The following is a 20360-nucleotide window of genomic DNA, read 5'->3' as shown; positions in this document are numbered from 1 at the left end:
TTTTAGATGGCAGGCCCGTTAGCCCACCATGGCGCCCAGCAGCAAGACCATGACAAAGCCGACCAGCGACACGATGGTCGTGGCCACCGTCCACGATTGTAGCGTTTCCTTCTCGGTCAGACCGAAGAACCGGTTGACCAGCCAGAAGCCGCTGTCGTTGACGTGACTGAGGATGGTGCCGCCGGCCGCGATCGCGATCGTCGCAAGCGCCAATTGAGAGCCTTCGACATTGTTCTGTTCCAGGATCGGGCCGATGAGACCGGCCGCTGTCACCATGGCTACCGTGGCGGAGCCCTGCGCCACCCGGATCAATGCCGAGATGACGAAAGCCAGCACCAGGTACGGTAGGCCCGAGGCCGACATCATGTCGCCCAGAACCTGACCGACGCCGCTGTCGATCAGCACTTGCTTGAACACGCCGCCCGCACCGGTCACCAGAATGATGATGCCCGCAGGTTCCAGCGCCTTGTTGACGATATTCTGGATCTCCTCCCTATCGTAGCCCCGGCGGGACCCCAGCAGGAACATCGCCAGCAAGGTTGCGATCAGGAGCGCCGCATAAGGGTGGCCGATGAACACCAGGAACGATCGCAGGGGATTCCCTTCGTCAAGCATGATGCCGGATGTCGTGCTCACCAGAATCAGCAGCAGCGGCGTCATAATGATCGCCAGCACCTCGCCGAAGCTCGGCAACTCACGGCTCTCGTCGATATCGCCCAATTCTACGTAATCGGGAACGCCCTTGGTGATGCGGCGCGAGATGTAGCTGCCCCAGACCGGCCCGGCCAGCACCATGGCCGGCAGGCCGCAGATCACGCCGTACAGGATCACCCAGCCGAGATCGGCGCCCAGCAGATCGGCGACCGCGATCGGCCCCGGCGTCGGTGGGATGAACGCGTGGGTCACTGCCCCGCCTGCAACCAGCGGAATTCCGTAGTACAGCAGCGGCTTGCCGCTGTCGCGGGCCAAGCGGTACAGGATCGGCACCAGGATGACGATGGCGACGTCCAGGAAAACCGGGATCGAGACGATGAAGCCGGTCAGCCCCAGCGCCCACTGCACCTTGTCGTCGCCGAACTTCCGGACCATGGTGCGGGCCAATCGCTCGGCCCCACCCGATACTTCGAGCAACTGGCCGAACATGGCGCCCAGCCCGACGACGACGGCGACGAAGCCCAGCGTGCCTCCCATGCCCTTCTCGACGGATTTGATGACGCCTTCCAGCGGCATTCCGGCGGCGACGCCGACCAGCAGGCTGACCAGCAGAAGCGTAACGAAGGCATGAAGACGAACTTTGATGACGAGGAATAGCAGGGCCGAAATGCCTGCTGCTGCAACAAGAATCAGATATGCGCCGGACATCGCGTCAGGCCTGGATGCGGCATGGATCTGGATCGAGATACATCAATTTAATTTCCTCCCAGCTGAGTTTTTCGAAGACTGCGATGCTTCGGAAACCTCGAAGGGGAAATCATGTTCCGACCTTCATGCCGCTTTGTTGCCCCCGGCACGCGGCCATGGATGCGTCTGGCACTCTATCTTTGAAGCGGGTGGAGGAGTGGAATCAGACCAGTCCTCTCGTCATGCATCACGCGAATCAGCTACGCCTTCGAGAGGACTTGGATGTGCAAGGCGCTGCTTGTTCAGAAGCATAAGCGCGATCATCCGCTTTCGGCTGAGTAAGGCCTGCACCCGTATGGAAGTGGAAGGGCTGCCGGGTTCAGGCCGCCGCGATTTGTGGAAGCGGGATGAAGTAGGCCGGATCGGGTGTTTGCCGGTGAAGGCTGGATTGAGGTCTGAGGTGATAGACGCTGTCCCGGCTGACATTGGGCATCCCAAGCTGTCTTGGCGATCGGCAGGTCATGCGAGCGGTCGATCATCGCTTCGCGCTCAGGACGCAACAGTGATCCGAGTTCTACACTAGCCTCTTAGCTCCGCAGCCGCCGCAGCGTCAGCAGCCCGCCGGTTACCGGATCGTTGAGCCGGGCTTTGCCGTCTTCGTCGATGGTGACCTCGATCCCTATGCCAATCCCTTCCGGAATGACCAGGACGTTGTTGCCGTCGACCGAGTACTCGACATCCTGAGTGACGCCGAATGCCGTCATGGTGTAGCGGCGGAACTCGTAGGTCCCCAGTACCAATCCCGGCGCCAGGGGAGACGCCATCGCCCAGCGGCCGAGCAGCGGGTTGGGCTCGAAGCTGGCGCAGGAGGCCAGCATCGCCCCGGCCGCCGCCAGCAGTACCGTCATTCCGATCCGTCGAACCACACCGTCACTCCTCGAGGCCTGCGACGGGAGCCCACAGGATATCCTCGATCTCCCGCGCTCCCGTACACAGCATGGACAAACGGTCGAAACCCAGGGCTATTCCAGCGCTTTCCGGCATGCCGAACTCCAGGGCCGCCAGGAAGTCGGCGTCGATCGGGTAGCGCTCTCCGTACAGGCGCTCCTTGAGGTCCATATCGGCCTGGAACCGGGCGCGCTGGATCCCGGCGTCGGTCAACTCGCCGAAGGCATTCGCCAGTTCCAACCCACAGGCGTAAAGCTCGAACCTTTCCGCCACCCTCGGGTCGTCTGCCCGCGGCCTCGACAGCGCCGCCATGGAAACGGGATAATCCGTCAGGAAGGTCGGGCGGCCCATCCCCAGCTCCGGCTCGATCAGGTCCAGGGAGATCCGGAAGAACAGGTCTTCCCAGCTATCGCCCGCATGGGGAGATATGCCGATCCGCTCCGCCTCCCGCGCCAGCAACCCGGCGTCGGGCGCCTGCGGGTCCGGAGCCGTCGCCAGCAGGTCGATCCCGGCATAGCGGTCGAAGGCTTCGGCCACCGTCAGGACCTCCCACGGCGCGAAGGGATCGCAGGTGCGGTCCCGCCACTCGAAGCCCTCGCGCCCGCCGGCCCGCACCGCCGTCCGGACCAGCGCTTCGCAGTCAGTCATCAGGTCACGGTAGCCGGCCCCTGCCCTGTACCATTCCAGCATGGTGAATTCCGGGCTGTGGGTGCCCGATCGTTCGCCGTTGCGGAAGACCTTGGCGAACTGGAACAGCCGGGGCACGCCCGCCACCAGCAGCTTCTTCATCGCGAATTCGGGGCTGGTGTGCAGGTAGAGCGTCCGCCGGTCGTCCGGGTTCGGCCCGACCAGCTCGGTCGAGAAGGCGATCAGGTGCGGCTCCAGCCCCGGCGAAACCTGCAACGCCGGGGTCTCGACCTCGATGAAGCCCTGCCCCTCGAACCACGCCCGGACCCTGGACGCCACCCGCGCCCTGCCTTCCAGAAAAGGCCGCCGCCGGGCGAACCGCTCCGGGTGCCACCAGGGTTGCTCTGTCATTCTTCCTCATGCACGGGCTTGAAAGCCCGGCATCTCCTCGCGGTAACCGATCAGCCTCAAGCGACCGACCATATACCGCAGTCCCCGCCGCCTCAATGAGCCAGCGGGCGGACACCCTTTTCCGTTTGGCCCTGGAGCGCCAGCAGGCCGGTATTGAACAGCCGTTGGCCCGGCTTCTCGATCATCCGGTAGGTAACGCCGGAGATCACGACGACGATGGCCAGGTAGACCAGCGTGAGTGCGTCCATCGCCCACAGCCCGCCGAACACCAGGATTTCCGTCTGGTCGCCGCCGGGGACATGGGGAGCCTTGATCGTCCAGCCCGTCACCTTCTCCATCACATTGGCGACCTTCATCAGCATCTCCACTCCGAACAGATGGATCATGTAGATGGAGAACGACAGTTCCCCCAGCCGCCGGAAGAACCGTGTGGAGAGCAGCTTGGTGAAGAAACCGTCCGCGCAGGCGAAGATATAGACGACCACGCCGAACAGCAGGGGAGCGAACATCGTGACCGGTCCACGGCCGGCGCGCGAGACGAAGATCGCAACCAGCACGAGGGCGGCCGCTTCCACCATCGTACCGAAGCGGGGACCGCCATCGGCGCCGGCGGCGGTATGCCTATACAGCCGGTAGACGAGATGCCCGACGGCGAACCCGAACAGGCAACGCAGCACGCCGAACTCCTGCTGCGTATCCATGTAGTGGGGCGAGAAGTCCAGCAGCACGACCGCGCCGACGGCGGCCAGCAGGGCAAGCGCCAGCGTCGCCCGCGACCGGAAGGCGATCAGCGTCAGCGCGAAGCCGGCATAGACGACGAACTCCGCGCTGATCGACCAGCTCGCCTTGTTCCAGGTATTGACGTCGTGAATGCCGGCGGCGTGGATCAGCAGCGTATTGGTCAGCAGCGCCTCGGGCGAGGTCTCTCCCGTGAAGGGCACCTGATGGGCGCCGCCGTACCAGCCGTTCATGACGAACTTGACGAGTTCGAGATCGAAGAACAGGAACAGCATGACCATGTGCAGCGGCCAGATCCTGCCGATGCGGCGCACCATGAAGGTCCCGGCGGAGCGCCAGTCGACGATCTTGCCGCCATAGGAGAAGGTGATGACGAAGCCGCTCAGCACGAAGAAGAAATCGACGAACAGGTAGCTGTTCCGGAAAAAGGGCTCGGCATAGAAATGGCTGAGAACCGGAAGATGCATTACAGCGACTAAGAGCGCACAGATACCACGCCAACTGTCGAGAGTATGGAAACGCAACACTGCCTCCGAGAATCGGTCTCCGGTCAATCCCAGGACCCGGTTTATAGGGCAGCTTTATTCCAGATATTCCCGGTGTAAACGGCGCTTCGGGAACGCCTCGGCCTTACGCCGGCCATGACGGCGCCGGCGCGAACCGCTTATCCGAAAAAGAAGGAGGCGGCCCGGACGGGCCGCCTCCAAGGCGATTGCAACAATCAGTTATATTGGGCGTCCGGATCAGAAATCCATATCGCCCATGCCGCCGCCGGCCGGCATGGCGGGCGCCTTCTTCTCCGGCTTCTCGGCCACCATCGCTTCCGTGGTGATCAGCAGGCCGGCGACCGAGGCGGCATCCTGCAAGGCGGTGCGCACGACCTTGGTCGGGTCGATCACGCCGAACTGGAACATGTCGCCGTACTGGTCGGTCTGAGCGTTGTAGCCGAAGCTGCTGTCGGTCTGCTCGATCAACTTGCCGACCACGATGGAACCATCGACACCGGCATTGGTCGCGATCTGGCGAGCCGGAGCCTGGAGAGCGCGCCGGATGATCTCGACACCGACGCGCTGGTCGTCGTTGGTGGTCTTGATCTGGTCGAGCGCCTTGGTGGCGTACAGCAAGGCAACGCCGCCGCCGGCGACGATGCCTTCTTCCACGGCGGCGCGGGTCGCGTGCATCGCGTCATCGACGCGGTCCTTGCGCTCCTTCACCTCGACCTCGGTCGCACCGCCGACGCGGATCACGGCGACGCCGCCGGCCAGCTTGGCCAGCCGCTCCTGGAGCTTCTCGCGATCGTAGTCGCTGGTGGTTTCCTCGATCTGCTGACGGATCTGGGTGCAGCGGGCGGTGATGTCGTCCTTGGACCCGGAGCCGTCGACGATCGTGGTGTTTTCCTTGGTGATGACGACGCGCTTGGCGGTGCCCAGCATGTCGACGGTCACGTTCTCCAGCTTGATGCCGAGGTCTTCGCTGATGACCTGGCCGCCGGTCAGGATGGCCATGTCCTCGAGCATCGCCTTGCGGCGGTCGCCGAAGCCCGGAGCCTTGACGGCAGCGATCTTCAGGCCGCCGCGCAGCTTGTTGACGACCAGGGTCGCCAGCGCCTCGCCCTCGACGTCCTCGGCCACGATGACCAGCGGGCGGCCGCTCTGGACGACGGATTCGAGGACCGGCAGCAGCGCCTGAAGGCCCGACAGCTTCTTTTCGTGCAGGAGGATGTAGGGGTTCTCCAGCTCGACCTGCATCTTGTCGGCGTTGGTCACGAAGTACGGGCTGAGGTAGCCGCGGTCGAACTGCATGCCCTCGACGACTTCAAGCTCGGTCTCCAGCGACTTGGCTTCCTCGACGGTGATGACGCCCTCGTTGCCGACCTTCTCCATGGCGCGGGCGATCATCTCGCCGATGTCGCGCTCGCCGTTGGCGGAGATGGTGCCGACCTGGGCTACTTCCGCGTTGGTGCCGATCTTCTTGGAGCGGGACTTGATGTCGTTGACGACGGTCTCGACGGCCAAATCGATGCCGCGCTTCAGGTCCATCGGGTTCATGCCGGCGGCAACCGACTTGACGCCCTCGCGGACGATCGCCTGGGCCAGGACGGTCGCGGTGGTGGTGCCGTCACCGGCAAGATCGTTGGTCTTGCTGGCGACTTCGCGCACCATCTGCGCGCCCATGTTCTCGAACTTGTCGGAAAGCTCGATGTCCTTGGCGACGGTGACGCCGTCCTTGGTGATGCGGGGAGCGCCGAACGACTTCTCCAGCACGACGTTCCGGCCCTTGGGGCCGAGGGTCACCTTGACCGCGTCGGCCAGGATATCGACGCCGCGAAGCATCTTGTTGCGCGCGTCGATGCTGAACTTGACTTCCTTTGCAGCCATGTCCGTAAACCTTTTCGAATATAGTCGGTTGGTCGGTGAAGCGAAAAGCGGCTTAGGCGGCCTTGGCGGCGGCGCCGGCGCTTTCCAGAACGCCCAGCAGGTCGGACTCCTTCATGATGAGGTAGTCGACGCCGTCGATCTTCACTTCCGTACCGGACCACTTGCCGAACAGCACCCGGTCGCCGGCCTTGACGTCCAGCGGCTGGACCTTGCCGGACTCGTCGCGCACGCCGGAACCGACGGCGATCACTTCGCCTTCCTGCGGCTTTTCCTTGGCGGTGTCGGGGATGATGATGCCACCGGCGGTCTTGCTCTCCTGCTCGACGCGGCGAACGACCACGCGGTCATGCAAAGGACGGAACTTCATTTCGAAAAGCCTCCAAAATCGGCGTCGGACCTCCCGAAGGCCAGTCCGGCTCAATTTGACCAATGGGGTCCCGGCGACGAGCCCTGGGCCTTTGGTTTCAGCCCGTTGGCACTCTCCGTCGGGAAGTGCCAACTAGCTAATTGAAGCCGGATTTTCTTTCAAGAGGGTTTTTGCAGGATTTTTTCTCCCGCCGCACCGCCTTGGCAGCAGCCTTCGCTCCTGGCTGCTAAAGCCCTGATCTAATACGATAATTTTGCTTGCAAGGCGAACTGTATGCGATCAAGCTCACGCTAAAGAGTTAGCCAGGAGCCGCCACAGTTTGCAACCGCGGAGGAGATCTGCATGGCAAGTCTGAGTCTTCAGTTGCGTGACTATCGCCTGACCGTCGCCGAGATCCTGTACCACATGCCCGACCATCCGGGCCTGCTGCAGAGCTTCGTCTGGCAGGAAATGGACATAGCGCCGCGCTATCCGGTGCTCCGCAAGTTCCTGACGTTCTGGGAACGCGAGCTGGACGGCAAGCTTCACTCGGTCAAGGTCGCCTCCAATCCCCTGATCACCCCCGCCGCTTACAGATTCGTCGGCGCCGACCTTCGCCTGCAATAGCCGAAAGCGCCAAGGGGCTGGTCCGACCGCCGGCCCCTTGACGCCTTAATCCGGATAGCCCGCGACGGCGCATAGGGGATTATGGCCGGAATCTCCGAAAGACCATGCCGCCACGCGGGGTCGGCATTGACAGCGGCGCACGGGCGCAGCACCCTCCGCAGACCATGTTGAGAATTCACGGCACCTGCGTCGCGCTGTCCGGTCTCGGCGTTCTGCTGCGGGGTCCTTCAGGAAGCGGCAAATCGGATCTGGCGCTTCGCCTGATCGACGGCGGAGCTAAACTCGTTTCCGACGATCAGGTCGAACTGACCCTGGACGCAGCCGGCCGGGTGATGGCCCGCGCGCCCAAAGCCCTGGCCGGCCTGCTGGAGGTCCGCGGCATCGGAATCCTGAGGATGAACGCGGTGCGGACCGCCCCGGTCGGTCTCGTGGTTGACCTGACGCCCGACGATCAGGTCGAGCGGCTGCCCGAAGTGGAAAACTGCGTGCTGCTGGACCGGCCGATCCGCCGGGTGGCGCTCGCTCCCTTCAACGACTCCACGCCCGCGAAATTGCGGCTGGCGGCATCGATGCTGTCGGCGGGTTCGCTGGTGCCGGTTCCGGATCCATCATGATGACGACAGACAGCGCAGGCGAGATCCCGGGAGGCGCCTCCACCGGGGACGACGCCGCAAACGAGGGCGCGACCGATCGCCTCATCGGCCCGCCGCGCAGGCGCTCGGTCGTCGTCGTGACCGGCATGTCGGGTGCCGGCCTTTCGACCGCCCTGAAATGCCTGGAAGACCTCGGCTACGAAGCGGTCGACAATCTGCCGATGAACATGGTCGACGCCCTGGTCGAGCAGGGCGATCTGGCGTCCCGGCCCGTCGCGATCACGGTCGACGCGAGGACGCGCCATTTCAGCTCCGACGCCCTGTCCGCCCACATCGCCCGGCTGGCCGCCCGTCCCGACCTGGCGGTCCGGCTGGTCTTCCTGGAATGCGCCGACGAGATCCTTCAGCGCCGCTATACCGAGACGCGCCGCCGCCACCCGCTGGCGGTGGACCGGCCGGTCGCCGACGGCATCCTGCGGGAGCGCACGCTGCTGGCCGCCCTCAAGGACCGCGCCGACGTCACGATCGACACCTCCCTGCTGTCGATCCACGACCTCCGCCGCATCCTCGCCGGCCATTTCAAGCTCAGCGCCGAACCGACGCTGCATGTCTTCGTCACGTCTTTTTCCTTCCGCCAGGGCGTCCCGCGCGAGGCGGACCTTGTATTCGATGTGCGATTCTTAACTAATCCGCATTACGATCCGCGTTTGCGGCCGATGACCGGCCTGGACGAGCCGGTCGCGGCGCGGGTAGCGGAGGACCCTGACTACGAGGACTTCATACGGCATCTGACTTCCCTGTTCCGGCCGCTGCTGCCACGCTACAACCAGGAAGGCAAAAGCTATCTCACGATCGCGATCGGCTGCACGGGAGGCCGTCACCGGTCCGTGTTCGTGGCGGAAACCCTGGCCCGATGGCTCGGAGGACAGGGGTACAAGGTTGGGTTGACGCATCGTGATCTGGACCGGTCGTCCCGGACGGGAAGTCACGCACAGGAATGGCGCCCGCCAGAGCCGGCGGGCACTTGAAGAAGCCGGCGCTCAGATCGGTTGATAGAAGGAAATTCGATGATCGGAATGGTTCTGGTAACCCACGGGCGTCTCGCGACCGAGTTCGTCGCGGCACTCGAGCACGTAGTGGGCGAGCAGGAGCAGGTCGCCTCGGTCTGCATCGGACCGGACGACGACATGGAGCAGCGCCGTCTCGACATCCTCAACAGCGTCGCCGAGGTCGATGACGGCAGCGGCGTTGTACTGCTGACCGACATGTTCGGCGGGACGCCCAGCAACCTCGCCATCAGCATCATGGACAAGGCCAAGGTCGAGGTGATCGCGGGCGTCAACCTGCCCATGCTGATCAAGCTCGCCAGCGTCCGCCAGACCGAGAAGCTGGCCAACGCCGTGCTGGCGGCGCGCGATGCCGGGCAGAAATACATCAACGTCGCATCCACCCTGCTGTCCGAGTCCTGATCGATGACTGGTGCCACCAACGACAACGCTTCCGGCGGTGCTGCGCTCGAAGCCAGCGACACCGTCACTATCTGCAACCAGCGCGGGCTACACGCGCGGGCCGCCGCCAAGTTCGTGAAGCTGGTCGCCAAGTTCGACGCGGAGGTCGAGGTCGAGCGGAACGACATGGTGGTGTCCGGTCAGTCGATCATGGGACTGATGATGCTCGCGGCCAGCCAGGGCTGCAACGTTAAATTGCGGGCCAAGGGCAAGGAAGCTACCCTGGTCATCGCCGCTCTCGTGGATCTCGTCGGGCGCAAGTTCGATGAAGACTGATCATAATCCACCGCGGCCGCCGGCGCCCCCTGGGTCGCCGGCGCCTGAACGGATGCTGCGGGGATTGGGCGTTTCGGCCGGAATAGCGGTCGGGCCAGCCTATGTCGTCGAGACCGGCAACTTCCAGGTGCCGGAATATGCGATCGCCGAGGATCAGGTAGAGGCCGAGCGGGTCAGGTTCGTCAATGCCGCCGCCAAGGCCTGCCGCCAGATCCACAAGCTGAAGGACAAGGCGTCTCTGCTGCCGGAGTCGGCGGCGGAAGATGTCGGTTTCCTGCTGGACGCCCATCTGGCCATGCTGTCCGGCTCCCGCCTGACGCGCGGGGTGGAGCGGCGGATCGTCACGGACAGGATCAACGCCGAAGGCGCCGTCCAGGCGGAGATCACGGCGCTGGCCCATAGCTTCGCCGAGATGAACGACACCTATATCGCCGCCCGGATCGGCGACGTGAGGGAAGTCGGCAGCCGGCTGATTCGCGTCCTGATGCAGCGCAAGTTCCAGGCCTTCTCGCAGGTGCCCGACGGCAGCATCATCATCGCGGAGGAGCTGACGCCCGCCGATACGGCGCTGCTGGAACCGGGCCGCATCGGCGGTTTCGCGACCACGCTGGGCGGCGCCGAGGGCCATACCGCCATTATGGCGCGCTCACTGGGCCTGCCGGCCGTGCTCGGCGTCGCCGGGCTGATCCCCGGCGTCAAGACCGGCGACCGGGTGGTGGTGGACGGCATCACGGGCCGGGTCTTCATCAACCCGACCGCCGCGACGCTGACCGGCTTCCAGTCCCGCCAGCAGGACCTGGCGCGCGAGCGCGAGTCGCTGAAGCGGCTGCGCGACCTGCCGACAGTGACCCGCGACGGTACATCGATCGTCCTGAACGCCAATATCGAACTGCCGCGCGACGTCGAAGGGGCCATGGCCGCCGGGGCCGCCGGAGTCGGATTGCTGCGCACCGAGTTCCTCTACATGAACCGGGACGACCTGCCGGACGAGGAGGAGCAGTACGAAAGCCTGAAGAACATCGTCGAGGGCATGCAGGGCCGCACCGTCACCGCCCGCACGCTGGATGTCGGCGGCGAGAAGCTGGCGACCTCGCTCGGCGGCCATTTCGCGGAATGCGCCAACCCGGCGCTGGGATTGCGCGCTATCCGGCTCTCGCTGCGCGAGCCGAAGCTGCTGGAAACGCAGTTGGCCGCGATGCTGCGCGCCGGCGCCCATGGTCCACTCCGCATCCTGCTGCCGATGATCTGCACCGTATCGGAGGTCCGGAAGGTCCGCGAAATCCTGACACGAGTCGCCCATAAGCTGAAGCGGCGCGGCATCCGGATCGCCGATCCCTTGCCCCCGCTGGGCGTGATGATCGAGGTCCCAGGTGCTGCCCTGTCGGCCGACGCCCTGGCGACGGCTTGCGATTTCTTCGCGATCGGCACCAACGACCTGACGCAGTACACGCTGGCGATCGACCGGGGCGACGAGCAGGTCGCCCATCTGTACGATCCGCTGCACCCCGCCGTGCTGCGGCTTATCCAGTTCTCGACGGAAGCGGCGCTGCGGGCCCGCATCCCCGTCAGCGTCTGCGGCGAAATCGCGGGCGATCCCCGGTACGCGGCGCTGCTGCTGGGCTTCGGCATCCGGGAATTGTCGATGTCGCCGGCCTCGCTGCTGATGGTCAAGCGACGCATCCGCAACCTCGATCTGGTCGAGGCGACACGCCGCGCCCGGGTCATCATGGAACAGAGCGACGGCGGCCGCATCGCGATCCTGCTCGACGATTTCAACGCTCTTGCCTGAGTCGGGTAATGGCACCGGGCTCAGCCCGGTTCGACCGCCTGCGGCTCGCCACCGATTCGCCGCGTCAGGCGGAACAGCACGGCGATCAGCACCAGCGTCAGCATGCCGGCGAGCGCCAGTCCGGTCTGCTCCACCCGGTCGGAAAGCCTGACGCCCAGCAAGCCCAGGAAAACCATGTCGGCGGCAAGAGCCAGACCGAGCAGGAGCTGGAGAACCGTACCGGTAGTCCTGGTGCGGACCGATGTCGTCCTTGTCTGGGTCATATCGTTGCGCCCCGATGATCGTCTTCTTTTCCGATACCGCGGCGCAGCAACACAAATCTACCGTAAAATGAATCGGATTCTTTCCGCATCCGGAACATTAGCGGCATTTGGCCGACGGCAGCCCGGTGCGGCGCGCCGTCGCAGCTTCATGCAACCACCTTTCACCTGATTGTTGCATACATAAAGATATCTTTATGCTTGCCTGTTGGGCGGAGTCTTGATAAACCCTGCCCAGTCAACCGAACACAGATTTTCGCAGGAGTTTTCCAGATGGCCGTCGCCAGTGGTTTCACTGATTACAAGGTCAAGGACATCGAGCTCGCCGGCTGGGGCCGCAAGGAGATCGCCATTGCCGAGACCGAGATGCCCGGTCTGATGGCCCTTCGCGAAGAGTTCGGCGCCAGCCAACCGCTCAAGGGCGCCCGCATCGTCGGCTGCCTGCACATGACGATCCAGACCGCCGTCCTGATCGAGACGCTGACCCATCTGGGCGCCACCGTCCGCTGGTCGTCGTGCAACATCTTCTCGACCCAGGATCAGGCGGCAGCCGCCGTCGCCGCCGCCGGCATCCCGGTCTTCGCCTGGAAGGGCGAGACAGAGGAGGAGTTCTGGTGGTGCATCGAGCAGTCGCTGCGCGGCCCGGACGGCTGGACGCCGAACATGATCCTGGACGATGGCGGCGACGTCACCCAGATCATGCACGAGAAGTATCCGGAGATGCTGAACGACGTTCGCGGTCTCTCGGAAGAGACCACGACCGGCGTGCATCGCCTGTATGAGATGGTCAAGGCCGGCACCCTCAAGGTCCCCGCGATCAACGTCAACGACAGCGTCACCAAGTCGAAGTTCGACAACCTGTACGGCTGCCGCGAGAGCCTGGTCGACGGCATCAAGCGCGCCACCGACGTCATGATGGCCGGCAAGGTCGCCGTGGTCGCCGGCTACGGCGACGTGGGCAAGGGCTCGGCCGCTTCGTTGCGCAGCCAGGGTGCGCGCGTCCTCGTGACCGAGATCGATCCGATCAACGCCCTCCAGGCCGCGATGGAAGGCTATCAGGTCACCACGATGGACGACGCCGCTTCCGTCGGCGACATCTTCGTGACGGCCACCGGCAACGTCGACGTGATCACCCAGGATCACATGCGCCAGATGAAGGACCGCGCCATCGTCTGCAACATCGGCCACTTCGACAGCGAGATCCAGATCGACAGCCTTCGCAATTACGCGTGGGAAGAGGTCAAGCCGCAGGTCGACGAGGTCGTGTTCCCCGACGGCAAGCGCCTGATCGTGCTGGCCAAGGGCCGTCTCGTGAACCTCGGCTGCGCCACCGGCCACCCCAGCTTCGTGATGTCCGCCAGCTTCACCAACCAGGTGCTGGCCCAGATCGAGCTGTGGCAGAACCACGCCAACTACGAGCGCAAGGTCTACGTCCTGCCGAAGCACCTGGACGAGAAGGTCGCCCGCCTCCACCTCGGCAAGATCGGCGCCAAGCTGACCGAGCTGACGGAAAAGCAGGCCGCCTACATCAGCGTGCCCCAGGCCGGCCCGTACAAGCCGGACCACTACCGCTACTAAGCGGAACATCCGTTAACGGAGAAAAGGCCGCGAGGGCAACCTCGCGGCCTTTTTCTTATATCCGGTTCTTACATCCGGGGGCCGAAAACATCGACCTGTGTGGACAATGTTTGTTGGGCCACGGCCCAACCTACGAAGCAGGAGCCTGTAGGTTGGGCCGTGGCCCAACATTTCCGGAGTGCCGGTCAACCCCTTCGGCTCCTGATATTACCTACGCCCCGGTCAGTCCGTCTGTCCCGTGATGGTCGTTGGGCACGCCGAGCAGGTCGATGTAGTTCATCAGGTCGTCGGCCAGCGCACCGCCGTCGACGGTCTTCAGGATCTCCTCGCCCTGGTGGATCGTCTCGACCCAGGCATCCGGCAGCGGCGTCCCTTCGCGCACATGGTCGGCGAGAGCGGAGAAGTCGAGCCTGTCGCCGTTCTCCTTGATCAGGTCGAGCAGCGCCGAGACCGGAGCACTTTCCGACAATCCCGCCACCTCGGCCCCGGCCCCTGTTCCACTCCCTGTTCCGGCATCCTGCGGGTCGATCAGGTCCAGCTTCTCGTTCTCATTGCCCAGGGTGACCGTCTGGACCACCGGTTCCGTCAGTCCGCCGCCGGAGAACTTGACCGAATAGGTCCCCGGAGCCGCCGCGATCTCGTACCCGCCGGCGGTGCCTGTCGTGTCGGACAGGACGACCGGCTTGTCGGAGCCCTGCAAGGTCGCCTCGACCTTGACGCCACCCCGCCCCTCGCCCGGCGTATAGAAGTCGTTGTCGTTGAGATCGTCGTAGGCAACGCCGGTCAGGAACACGGAGTCCCCGGTCTTGCCGAAGTTTTCGGCCACCATCAAGGCGTCGTACTGCTTGAAGTCGCCTGCGACGGTCGCCGTACCGACCTCGCGGAAACCGTCCTGCAGGACGTTGACGCGGTGTCCTGGGCTCTTGAACAGCGCGTCGTTCTGGGTCTCGAGCGACTGCACCTGATCCTCGGCGACGCCGGTCGATCCCCGCCACGAGATGTTCTCGCCCCAGCGCCAGTCGCCGGTCAGGTCATAGCCAGCGGCCTTGATCCGGTCGCCCGGATCGCTGCCGTTGACGCCGGTATGGGAGAAGACATCCGTATCGAGCATCCATTGGGCATGCCCCCGCGCGGAGTCGGCAAGTTCCGGATCGAAGGCCAGCGGCTGCTTGGGCGCGGTGCTGATCTGACCCTGCGAAAGCCCCTGGTTCAAGTCGATACCCAACCGGGCGGCCTCGGCCGTTGGGTCCATTCGTGCCCGATTGATCATCTCGATCAAATATTGGTCGAGCGCAGTCGGTTCGCTCATGACAGTCCCTCAAATAACACGCTCATGGACGAGTGAATAGACCGTCCGGGCATATCGGAGCCGTTATATTTGTGTGGCGATATTGCAGCCATAAGGGTTCGGTGCGGACTTGAGATACTGTGGCTGCATCAAGTGATTTTTACGGTTAGTTAGATCGATCATTCAGGCCGCTGCCGATGCTTTTGCCTCGGTCGAAAGAACGACCGTCGCCTTGGTGCCGAACCCGGGCGCGCTTTCGACGTAGAACTCCCCGCCGTGCAGTTCCACCAGCGCCTTGACCAGCGGCAAGCCCAAGCCGGTTCCCTGGTATTTGCGGGTATGGGAGTTCTCGACCTGCCGGAACGGTTCCATCGCGATTTCCAGTTCGGCGGCGCTCATGCCGATCCCGGTATCGGCAACCGACAGTTCCAGACGACCGCCGGGAAGAGACCGGATGGCAACCGTGACCCTGCCGCCGCGCGGCGTGAACTTGACCGCATTGGACAGCAGGTTCAGCAGCACCTGCTTCAGCTTGGTCCCGTCCGCCTGGAGGGAAAGCCCTCCCTGAACGGACCATTCGACGCCGAGGATCAGACCGGCGGCGTCGGCCCGCCCGACGATCAGCCGCTGGCACGACTCGACCACATCCCGGATGTCGACGGTCTCCCGGTGAAGCTCCATCCGGCCCGCCTCGATCTTGGACAGGTCGAGGATGTCGTTGATGATGTCGAGCAGCAGGTGGCCGCTCCGGTGGATGTCCGAGACGTACCCGACATAGTGCTGGTCGCCGACCGGACCGAAGCATTGCGCCATCATCATGTCGGAGAAGCCGATGATGGCATTGAGCGGTGTCCGCAACTCGTGGCTCATGTTCGACAGGAACTCGGACTTGGTACGATTGGCCAGTTCGGCCCGCTCCAGGGCAGCCACGAGCTTCTGCGAGGTCTCCTCGGCGACCAGCGTCTTTTCACGCGCGGTCGCCAGGGCATTCGCGGTCATGGCGATCTGTTCATGCAGGTCCGACTGGGTCGCATCGAGCTGGGCGACCGCACGCCTGAGGACCCGCAACGGCAGGATGTGAACCGATACATAGGCGCCAATGCCGAGTGCAAGGCCGACGAGACCGAGAACCCCCAGCCGTCCCAGGAAAGGGTACAGGCTGACCTCGAGGACGACACTTCCGGCCTCTTCCGAAGCCATGACGATCGGTGACGACTGGACCAGCTTCGGCCCGGACGGCCGCTCTCCCCGCATGAAGACCAGATTGCCCTTGATGTCGTAGACGATCTGGCAGACATCGTCGTCGGGGAGCACCACGAAGGCGATCAACTCCTCCAGGCGGTGTTTCGCGAAGCGCCAGGCCGGTCCCTGGATATAGGCATATTCCGACAGCCTGTCGGCTGCCAGACGCGCCTGGAATTGACGATAGGCGACCTGATCCCAATACGCGACCGTGCCGAAGCCGGCCGGCACCGCGACCGTCGTGGTCAGGCCGATCACTATGGCCAGTGTCCGGACGGCCCATTCCAGCCGCGCGAAGATCGCATTCTCTTTCAACGAACGGCTTTCGCGTCCTCGACGGCACCCAGCGAGAGCAGCACCTCCCGTCCATCCGGTGACGCGACAAAGGCAACGAACCGCTGGGCGGCTGCCGAAGGCAGGGCGGACAGCAGCAGACATATCCGAAACGGAAACGGATAGGAGCCGTCGGCCACTGTCTGGGGCGAAGCTTCCACGCCATCCAGCATCAGCGGATGCAGCTTCAGCTTTTCCGCCCGGATCTGCATAAGGGAGGTCATCGCCAGCGAACCGTCCGTGCGCTGGGCGAGGTCGGCATTCTCCTGGTCCGTGGCGCCCACGGGAACGCCGCGCCGCCGGTGCGCCTCGTCAAGGGCATCCGCCATCCCGGGAATTGCCTTGATGAGAAAGGGATATTCGGAACCGGAACGTGCGCGCAGGATGATCTTCAACGGCGTGCCGTCGGGCCAGACCGGATGGGGATCGCGGAACAAAGCGGGCAACTCGTCCCTGCGGATGCCGTAGCCATGCGCCTGATGATTGGCGGCGAAGACCAGAGCCGTGGTGACGCAGACAGCTTCCCGGACGCCCTTTGCTTCCTCCTCCGGCTTCAGCTTACGGGCCGCGAGCGCCACGTCGATCACCCCTTCGGCCAGAGCCTCAATGCCCCCCGTGCTGCCCAGGCTGGCTAAAACCTCGACACGGGTGTCGGGAGCCTGCTTCTGGATTTCCGCGCCAAGGACACGCATGGCACCCAATGCCGCCCCCGTTCCGCCGATGCGGATCGTTTCACCCGCATGCGCAGGGTTGGGGACGGCGAGACAGGCGAGCAGCGAAACGAGTGGCAAAACTGCTGCGGGGAGGTGTCTGTCGTAACGCATTGCTCCGTCTTTCCCTAGACAGGTATGCGGATCTGCAAAATCGGATCTTTAAATAAAATTGTCGGTAGCTCAATCAGACGTGCGATATAACCCTAGTTGGCATTCTCATATATCGTAATTTCCAAGCGACGGCAGCCGCAACCCCTTAGCTGATCGCACTGGGTGACGCGCTGTCCAGATATTCCAGCAAGGCGTCTCGGAACGGCGCGATGCTTTTGTAGCGTGCGGTATCTTCCGGCAGCCCGCGCACCGCTTCCGCCAATCGGCCCAGTTCCTGCGGACGGTTCGCGAGAGCTTCCAGCGGTCGCTGATGGGTGCGGATCGTGAAGAGGACGGCGCCCGTGCGCGGCAGCCGGCGTAGCGTCTGGCGTTCGATCCGCAGGGTGATCCGGGCGCCGGCATTCTCCGGCGTGATGTCCGGATCGGTGTCCCGCCGGCCGTGCCCGACCGGCTGGAACAGCGCTGGATCGTCCGTCAGCGACCAGTTGAGTCGCCAGACCGGGCGCTCCGGCGCCAGCATTCCGATGAAGCGATCCACCGGCTTGCCCAAACGCTCGGCATAGGACGGGACCGGCGCATGGATCGCCAGCATCGGCTGCCCCAGCTTGTCCGACAGGCGCCAGCGGTTGGGAAAGCACAGGACCGCCGCCGTCAGCCGAAGCTCGTCCTCGACGTCCTGAAGGATGCACAGATCTTCCTGAACGAGCCGGCCCGCGATATCCAGGGGGTTGCGGACATCGCCTTCCACGGTCCAGCGCTCACCGCTGTCCCGGTTGACCAGTTCAGCCCCGGCACGTTCGAACCGGTCCGGGAACCTCTCCGGCAGAAATCCCGCCAACTGGTCCAGCACCTCGCGGCAGGCCGCTTCCGATCCCGGCAGCGCCGCCAGCACATCGCAACGCCGTTCGTCCAGCAGCGACTTCCGCAGCGCGATCTCGGTAGCAAACCGGCTGTCGATCTCGATCCAGTCCGCCGGCTTCAGGGCCATCAGCCCCATGGTCATGCGATAGGGACCGCCGGTGAACGGCAGGTAATCGAAATCGGGCTCAGACGTCATCACTCGGCCCAGACCATTACTCGGCCTGGGCGGTTTCTTCCGGGATCTGGTGCTTCAGGATCACCGGCATCTGGAGCGCGCTGAACACCAAGGTAAGCGGCATGATGCCGAACACCTTGAAGTTGACCCAGGCATCGGTCGGCATGGTCCGCCAGACGATCTCGTTCAGAACAGCCAGCACGACGAAGAAGCAGGCCCAGCGCACCGTCAGGATACGCCAGCCGGTTTCCGTCAGGCTCAGGACCGTACCCAGCAGCGGCTTCATCACGTTGCGGCGAAGCGCCAGACTGGTGAACAGGACGGTGGCGAACAGCAGGTTGACGACGGTCGGCTTCAGCTTGATGAACAGGTCGTCATCGAGCCACAGCGTCAGGCCACCGAAAAGCAGCACGAAGAAGCAGCCGACCAGCGGCATGATCGGCAGCTTGCGCTCGAAATGCCAGGACAGCAGCACGGCGACCGCCGTGGCAGCCATGAAGGCGCCCGTGCCGGCCATGATGCCGGCCTGGCTATTGGTGACGAAGAAGACCGCCAGCGGTCCCGCTTCGATCAGGAGTCGGGTATATTGATTCACGCTGCTACAAATAGCGGCGGAACGCCGGGTCATAAAGTAAAATCCGCAACCCAGCGCGCCGCCGCCTACTCGCTTGATCTATTCACTTGGCCTATTCGTTCGGACTTCAGCCGGGGCGACGCTCGCCGGGGCCGCCTTCGGGGCCATGACCGTGACGGGGACCGTGGTCGCCGCGGCCATGGTGACCACCCATACCGCCATGCCCCCCCGGACCGTGCCGCATGAAGCGTTCGACCATCTCGTCGGCGGTCTTCTTCTGCTCGTCCGTGAAGGTGGCGTAAACCTCATCCAGGGCGGGACGGACCTGCCGGATCTGCTCCAGCCGCGCTGTTAGCATCTCTTCCATGCGCTGGGCACGCTCCGGAAGGTTCGCCGGCGGCTTCATCTTCGCGGGATCGGCACAGCGCTTCGCCATGGCGCCGTCGCTGTTCTTGACGGCGGTGGCGAACTTGTCCCAGGCCGGGCGCTGCGCGTCGGTGATCTTCAGCCGGGTTTCGGCAAAGGCAAGGCCGCCGGCCACCATGGCATCGTGATTCTCGCACATACGCTCCATGCGCGGGCCGGGGCCGTCTCCACCCGGTCCACCCGGACCGCCCTGGGCGAACACCGGAACCGCGGCGGTCAGCAGGGCGCCAAGTGCGACGGTCGCCAAAACGGTACGCTTCATGATCATCTCTCCATTTTCGTCATCCAAAGCGGGAACGTCCGCTTCGATGACCTGATAATGGGTCCTCCCCGTTGCCGCTTCATGTCGGTTGAGGGGGCATTTGGTAACGGTCTGTAACCGCTCCGTCCCATGTAACGATCCGTTACAACATTTCTCTCACCACCCTTCCCGCCTCTGAACGATATTAAGCTCATGGACAAGCAGCCCCACCTTCTCGTGGTAGACGACGACCGGGAAATCCGCACCCTGATCTCCCAGTTCCTCACCAAGCATGGCTATCGCGTATCGAGCGCCGCCAACGGCGCCGAGATGATGCAGACGTTGAACACGTCGCGGATCGACCTGATCGTGCTTGACCTGATGATGCCGGGAGAGGACGGGCTGTCGCTCTGCCGCCGGCTGCGCGCCCAGTCCGGACCGTCCGGCGCGATCCCGATCATCATGCTGACGGCGATGGGGGAAGAGACCGACCGGATCGTCGGCCTGGAGATGGGCGCCGACGACTATCTGCCGAAGCCCTTCAACCCGCGCGAGTTGCTGGCCCGCGCCAAGGCCGTGCTGCGCCGCTCCACCGGCCTGCCGGTCGGGACCACGGCCGAGCCGGGGCAAAACAGGGGGCTGACCTTCGAAGGCTGGCGGCTCGACATCGCCAAGCGCGAACTCTGGTCGCCCGACGACGTCCTGGTCCAGCTCAGCGCCGGCGAGTTCGACCTGCTGGTCGCTTTCGTCGAGCACCCGCAGCGCATCCTCACCCGCGACCAACTCCTCGATCTGGCGCGCGGGCGCAGCGCCATGCCGTTCGACCGCAGCATAGACGTCCAGGTCAGCCGCCTGCGCCGCAAGATCGAGCCGGACCCCAAGGAGCCGACGATCATCAAGACGGTACGCAGCGGCGGCTACATCTTCACGCCGGCCGTCGCGGGCGCTGCAACGGGCGCAGATACGGGCTCCTGAC

21 protein-coding genes are annotated in these 20360 nt (G+C 64.3%); 8 read left to right on the top strand and 13 right to left on the bottom strand.

Features of this window, described 5'->3' with window-relative positions:
* Nucleotides 1-18 precede the first annotated feature (18 nt).
* From N826_RS00385 to groES, 6 genes are all read right to left on the bottom strand, one after another.
* Complete coding sequence (locus N826_RS00385) at nt 19-1362, bottom strand: GntT/GntP/DsdX family permease (protein WP_044425357.1); 1344 nt, start codon at nt 1360-1362, stop codon at nt 19-21.
* Nucleotides 1363-1928: 566 nt separating this feature from the next.
* Nucleotides 1929-2267 carry a hypothetical protein gene (locus N826_RS00380; protein WP_147040085.1) on the bottom strand — a complete coding sequence of 113 codons (339 nt, stop codon included), beginning with the start codon at nt 2265-2267 and terminating at the stop codon, nt 1929-1931.
* Nucleotides 2268-2271: 4 nt separating this feature from the next.
* Nucleotides 2272-3327, bottom strand: a complete 1056-nt coding sequence (gene epmA / locus N826_RS00375) for an EF-P lysine aminoacylase EpmA (RefSeq protein WP_044425355.1) — start codon at nt 3325-3327, stop codon at nt 2272-2274.
* A 92-nt stretch (nt 3328-3419) separates the two neighbouring features.
* Nucleotides 3420-4592 carry an acyltransferase family protein gene (locus N826_RS00370; protein WP_280178415.1) on the bottom strand — a complete coding sequence of 391 codons (1173 nt, stop codon included), beginning with the start codon at nt 4590-4592 and terminating at the stop codon, nt 3420-3422.
* Between the two features lie 216 nt (nt 4593-4808).
* The gene (gene groL, locus N826_RS00365; RefSeq protein ID WP_044425354.1) at nt 4809-6443 is read right to left on the bottom strand and encodes a chaperonin GroEL; all 1635 of its coding nucleotides are present in this window, start codon (nt 6441-6443) and stop codon (nt 4809-4811) included.
* A 52-nt stretch (nt 6444-6495) separates the two neighbouring features.
* Nucleotides 6496-6810, bottom strand: a complete 315-nt coding sequence (gene groES / locus N826_RS00360) for a co-chaperone GroES (protein ID WP_044425353.1) — start codon at nt 6808-6810, stop codon at nt 6496-6498.
* A gap of 342 nt (nt 6811-7152) precedes the next feature.
* Between groES and N826_RS00355 the strand changes: the two genes are divergently transcribed.
* The 6 genes from N826_RS00355 (at nt 7153) to ptsP (ending at nt 11582) form a co-directional block, all read left to right on the top strand.
* The gene (locus N826_RS00355; protein ID WP_044425352.1) at nt 7153-7416 is read left to right on the top strand and encodes an usg protein; all 264 of its coding nucleotides are present in this window, start codon (nt 7153-7155) and stop codon (nt 7414-7416) included.
* A gap of 164 nt (nt 7417-7580) precedes the next feature.
* Nucleotides 7581-8030 (top strand): HPr kinase/phosphorylase, encoded by a 450-nt coding sequence (locus tag N826_RS00350; RefSeq protein WP_044425799.1) that lies wholly within the window; start codon nt 7581-7583, stop codon nt 8028-8030.
* The gene (gene rapZ / locus N826_RS00345) at nt 8027-9037 is read left to right on the top strand and encodes an RNase adapter RapZ (RefSeq protein ID WP_244619406.1); all 1011 of its coding nucleotides are present in this window, start codon (nt 8027-8029) and stop codon (nt 9035-9037) included. Before N826_RS00350 ends, rapZ begins: the two co-directional genes overlap by 4 nt.
* Before the next feature lie 39 nt (nt 9038-9076).
* Nucleotides 9077-9478, top strand: a complete 402-nt coding sequence (locus N826_RS00340) for a PTS sugar transporter subunit IIA (RefSeq protein WP_044425351.1) — start codon at nt 9077-9079, stop codon at nt 9476-9478.
* A gap of 3 nt (nt 9479-9481) precedes the next feature.
* Nucleotides 9482-9793 (top strand): HPr family phosphocarrier protein, encoded by a 312-nt coding sequence (locus N826_RS00335; RefSeq protein ID WP_044425350.1) that lies wholly within the window; start codon nt 9482-9484, stop codon nt 9791-9793.
* Nucleotides 9783-11582, top strand: coding sequence for a phosphoenolpyruvate--protein phosphotransferase (ptsP, locus tag N826_RS00330; RefSeq protein ID WP_044425349.1), 1800 nt, complete (start codon nt 9783-9785; stop codon nt 11580-11582). Before N826_RS00335 ends, ptsP begins: the two co-directional genes overlap by 11 nt.
* A 20-nt stretch (nt 11583-11602) precedes the next feature.
* Here ptsP and N826_RS00325 read toward each other — a convergent pair whose 3' ends face one another.
* Entirely contained in the window at nt 11603-11845 is a 243-nt protein-coding gene (locus N826_RS00325) for a hypothetical protein (RefSeq protein WP_044425348.1), read from the bottom strand.
* 270 nt (nt 11846-12115) lie between these two features.
* Here N826_RS00325 and ahcY point away from each other — a divergent pair, with 270 nt between their 5' ends.
* Nucleotides 12116-13420: an adenosylhomocysteinase gene (gene ahcY, locus N826_RS00320; RefSeq protein ID WP_044425347.1), complete on the top strand. Its 1305-nt coding sequence runs from the start codon at nt 12116-12118 to the stop codon at nt 13418-13420.
* A gap of 211 nt (nt 13421-13631) precedes the next feature.
* Here ahcY and N826_RS00315 read toward each other — a convergent pair whose 3' ends face one another.
* From N826_RS00315 to N826_RS00290, 6 genes are all read right to left on the bottom strand, one after another.
* On the bottom strand, nt 13632-14729 hold the full coding sequence (locus N826_RS00315) for a CAP domain-containing protein (protein ID WP_052830710.1): 1098 nt from the start codon (nt 14727-14729) through the stop codon (nt 13632-13634).
* Nucleotides 14730-14891: 162 nt separating this feature from the next.
* Entirely contained in the window at nt 14892-16265 is a 1374-nt protein-coding gene (locus N826_RS39550; protein ID WP_052830709.1) for a sensor histidine kinase, read from the bottom strand.
* The gene (locus N826_RS00305; protein ID WP_084720369.1) at nt 16262-17107 is read right to left on the bottom strand and encodes a PstS family phosphate ABC transporter substrate-binding protein; all 846 of its coding nucleotides are present in this window, start codon (nt 17105-17107) and stop codon (nt 16262-16264) included. Before N826_RS00305 ends, N826_RS39550 begins: the two co-directional genes overlap by 4 nt.
* A gap of 145 nt (nt 17108-17252) precedes the next feature.
* Entirely contained in the window at nt 17253-18164 is a 912-nt protein-coding gene (locus tag N826_RS00300) for a heme-dependent oxidative N-demethylase family protein (RefSeq protein ID WP_044425795.1), read from the bottom strand.
* A 16-nt stretch (nt 18165-18180) separates the two neighbouring features.
* Nucleotides 18181-18738, bottom strand: a complete 558-nt coding sequence (locus N826_RS00295) for a septation protein A (protein WP_084720368.1) — start codon at nt 18736-18738, stop codon at nt 18181-18183.
* Nucleotides 18739-18844: 106 nt separating this feature from the next.
* Complete coding sequence (locus N826_RS00290; protein ID WP_044425794.1) at nt 18845-19405, bottom strand: Spy/CpxP family protein refolding chaperone; 561 nt, start codon at nt 19403-19405, stop codon at nt 18845-18847.
* Nucleotides 19406-19597: 192 nt separating this feature from the next.
* Here N826_RS00290 and N826_RS00285 point away from each other — a divergent pair, with 192 nt between their 5' ends.
* Complete coding sequence (locus N826_RS00285) at nt 19598-20359, top strand: response regulator (RefSeq protein ID WP_044425343.1); 762 nt, start codon at nt 19598-19600, stop codon at nt 20357-20359.
* Nucleotide 20360: the final 1 nt, after the last annotated feature.

The organism is Skermanella aerolata KACC 11604 (assembly GCF_000936425.1).
GTDB lineage: Bacteria > Pseudomonadota > Alphaproteobacteria > Azospirillales > Azospirillaceae > Skermanella > Skermanella aerolata.
This window is presented reverse-complemented; position numbering and strand designations above follow the sequence as displayed.

What these genes read in the sequence shown, in the direction of transcription:
- N826_RS00385 (WP_044425357.1), bottom strand. Translation starts at nt 1,362, where the DNA reads ATGTCCGGCGCATATCTGATTCTTGTTGCAGCAGCAGGCATTTCGGCC.
- epmA (WP_044425355.1), bottom strand. Translation starts at nt 3,327, where the DNA reads ATGACAGAGCAACCCTGGTGGCACCCGGAGCGGTTCGCCCGGCGGCGG.
- groL (WP_044425354.1), bottom strand. Translation starts at nt 6,443, where the DNA reads ATGGCTGCAAAGGAAGTCAAGTTCAGCATCGACGCGCGCAACAAGATG.
- groES (WP_044425353.1), bottom strand. Translation starts at nt 6,810, where the DNA reads ATGAAGTTCCGTCCTTTGCATGACCGCGTGGTCGTTCGCCGCGTCGAG.
- N826_RS00355 (WP_044425352.1), top strand. Translation starts at nt 7,153, where the DNA reads ATGGCAAGTCTGAGTCTTCAGTTGCGTGACTATCGCCTGACCGTCGCC.
- N826_RS00350 (WP_044425799.1), top strand. Translation starts at nt 7,581, where the DNA reads ATGTTGAGAATTCACGGCACCTGCGTCGCGCTGTCCGGTCTCGGCGTT.
- rapZ (WP_244619406.1), top strand. Translation starts at nt 8,027, where the DNA reads ATGATGACGACAGACAGCGCAGGCGAGATCCCGGGAGGCGCCTCCACC.
- N826_RS00340 (WP_044425351.1), top strand. Translation starts at nt 9,077, where the DNA reads ATGATCGGAATGGTTCTGGTAACCCACGGGCGTCTCGCGACCGAGTTC.
- N826_RS00335 (WP_044425350.1), top strand. Translation starts at nt 9,482, where the DNA reads ATGACTGGTGCCACCAACGACAACGCTTCCGGCGGTGCTGCGCTCGAA.
- ptsP (WP_044425349.1), top strand. Translation starts at nt 9,783, where the DNA reads ATGAAGACTGATCATAATCCACCGCGGCCGCCGGCGCCCCCTGGGTCG.
- N826_RS00325 (WP_044425348.1), bottom strand. Translation starts at nt 11,845, where the DNA reads ATGACCCAGACAAGGACGACATCGGTCCGCACCAGGACTACCGGTACG.
- ahcY (WP_044425347.1), top strand. Translation starts at nt 12,116, where the DNA reads ATGGCCGTCGCCAGTGGTTTCACTGATTACAAGGTCAAGGACATCGAG.
- N826_RS00315 (WP_052830710.1), bottom strand. Translation starts at nt 14,729, where the DNA reads ATGAGCGAACCGACTGCGCTCGACCAATATTTGATCGAGATGATCAAT.
- N826_RS00305 (WP_084720369.1), bottom strand. Translation starts at nt 17,107, where the DNA reads ATGCGTTACGACAGACACCTCCCCGCAGCAGTTTTGCCACTCGTTTCG.
- N826_RS00300 (WP_044425795.1), bottom strand. Translation starts at nt 18,164, where the DNA reads ATGACGTCTGAGCCCGATTTCGATTACCTGCCGTTCACCGGCGGTCCC.
- N826_RS00290 (WP_044425794.1), bottom strand. Translation starts at nt 19,405, where the DNA reads ATGAAGCGTACCGTTTTGGCGACCGTCGCACTTGGCGCCCTGCTGACC.
- N826_RS00285 (WP_044425343.1), top strand. Translation starts at nt 19,598, where the DNA reads ATGGACAAGCAGCCCCACCTTCTCGTGGTAGACGACGACCGGGAAATC.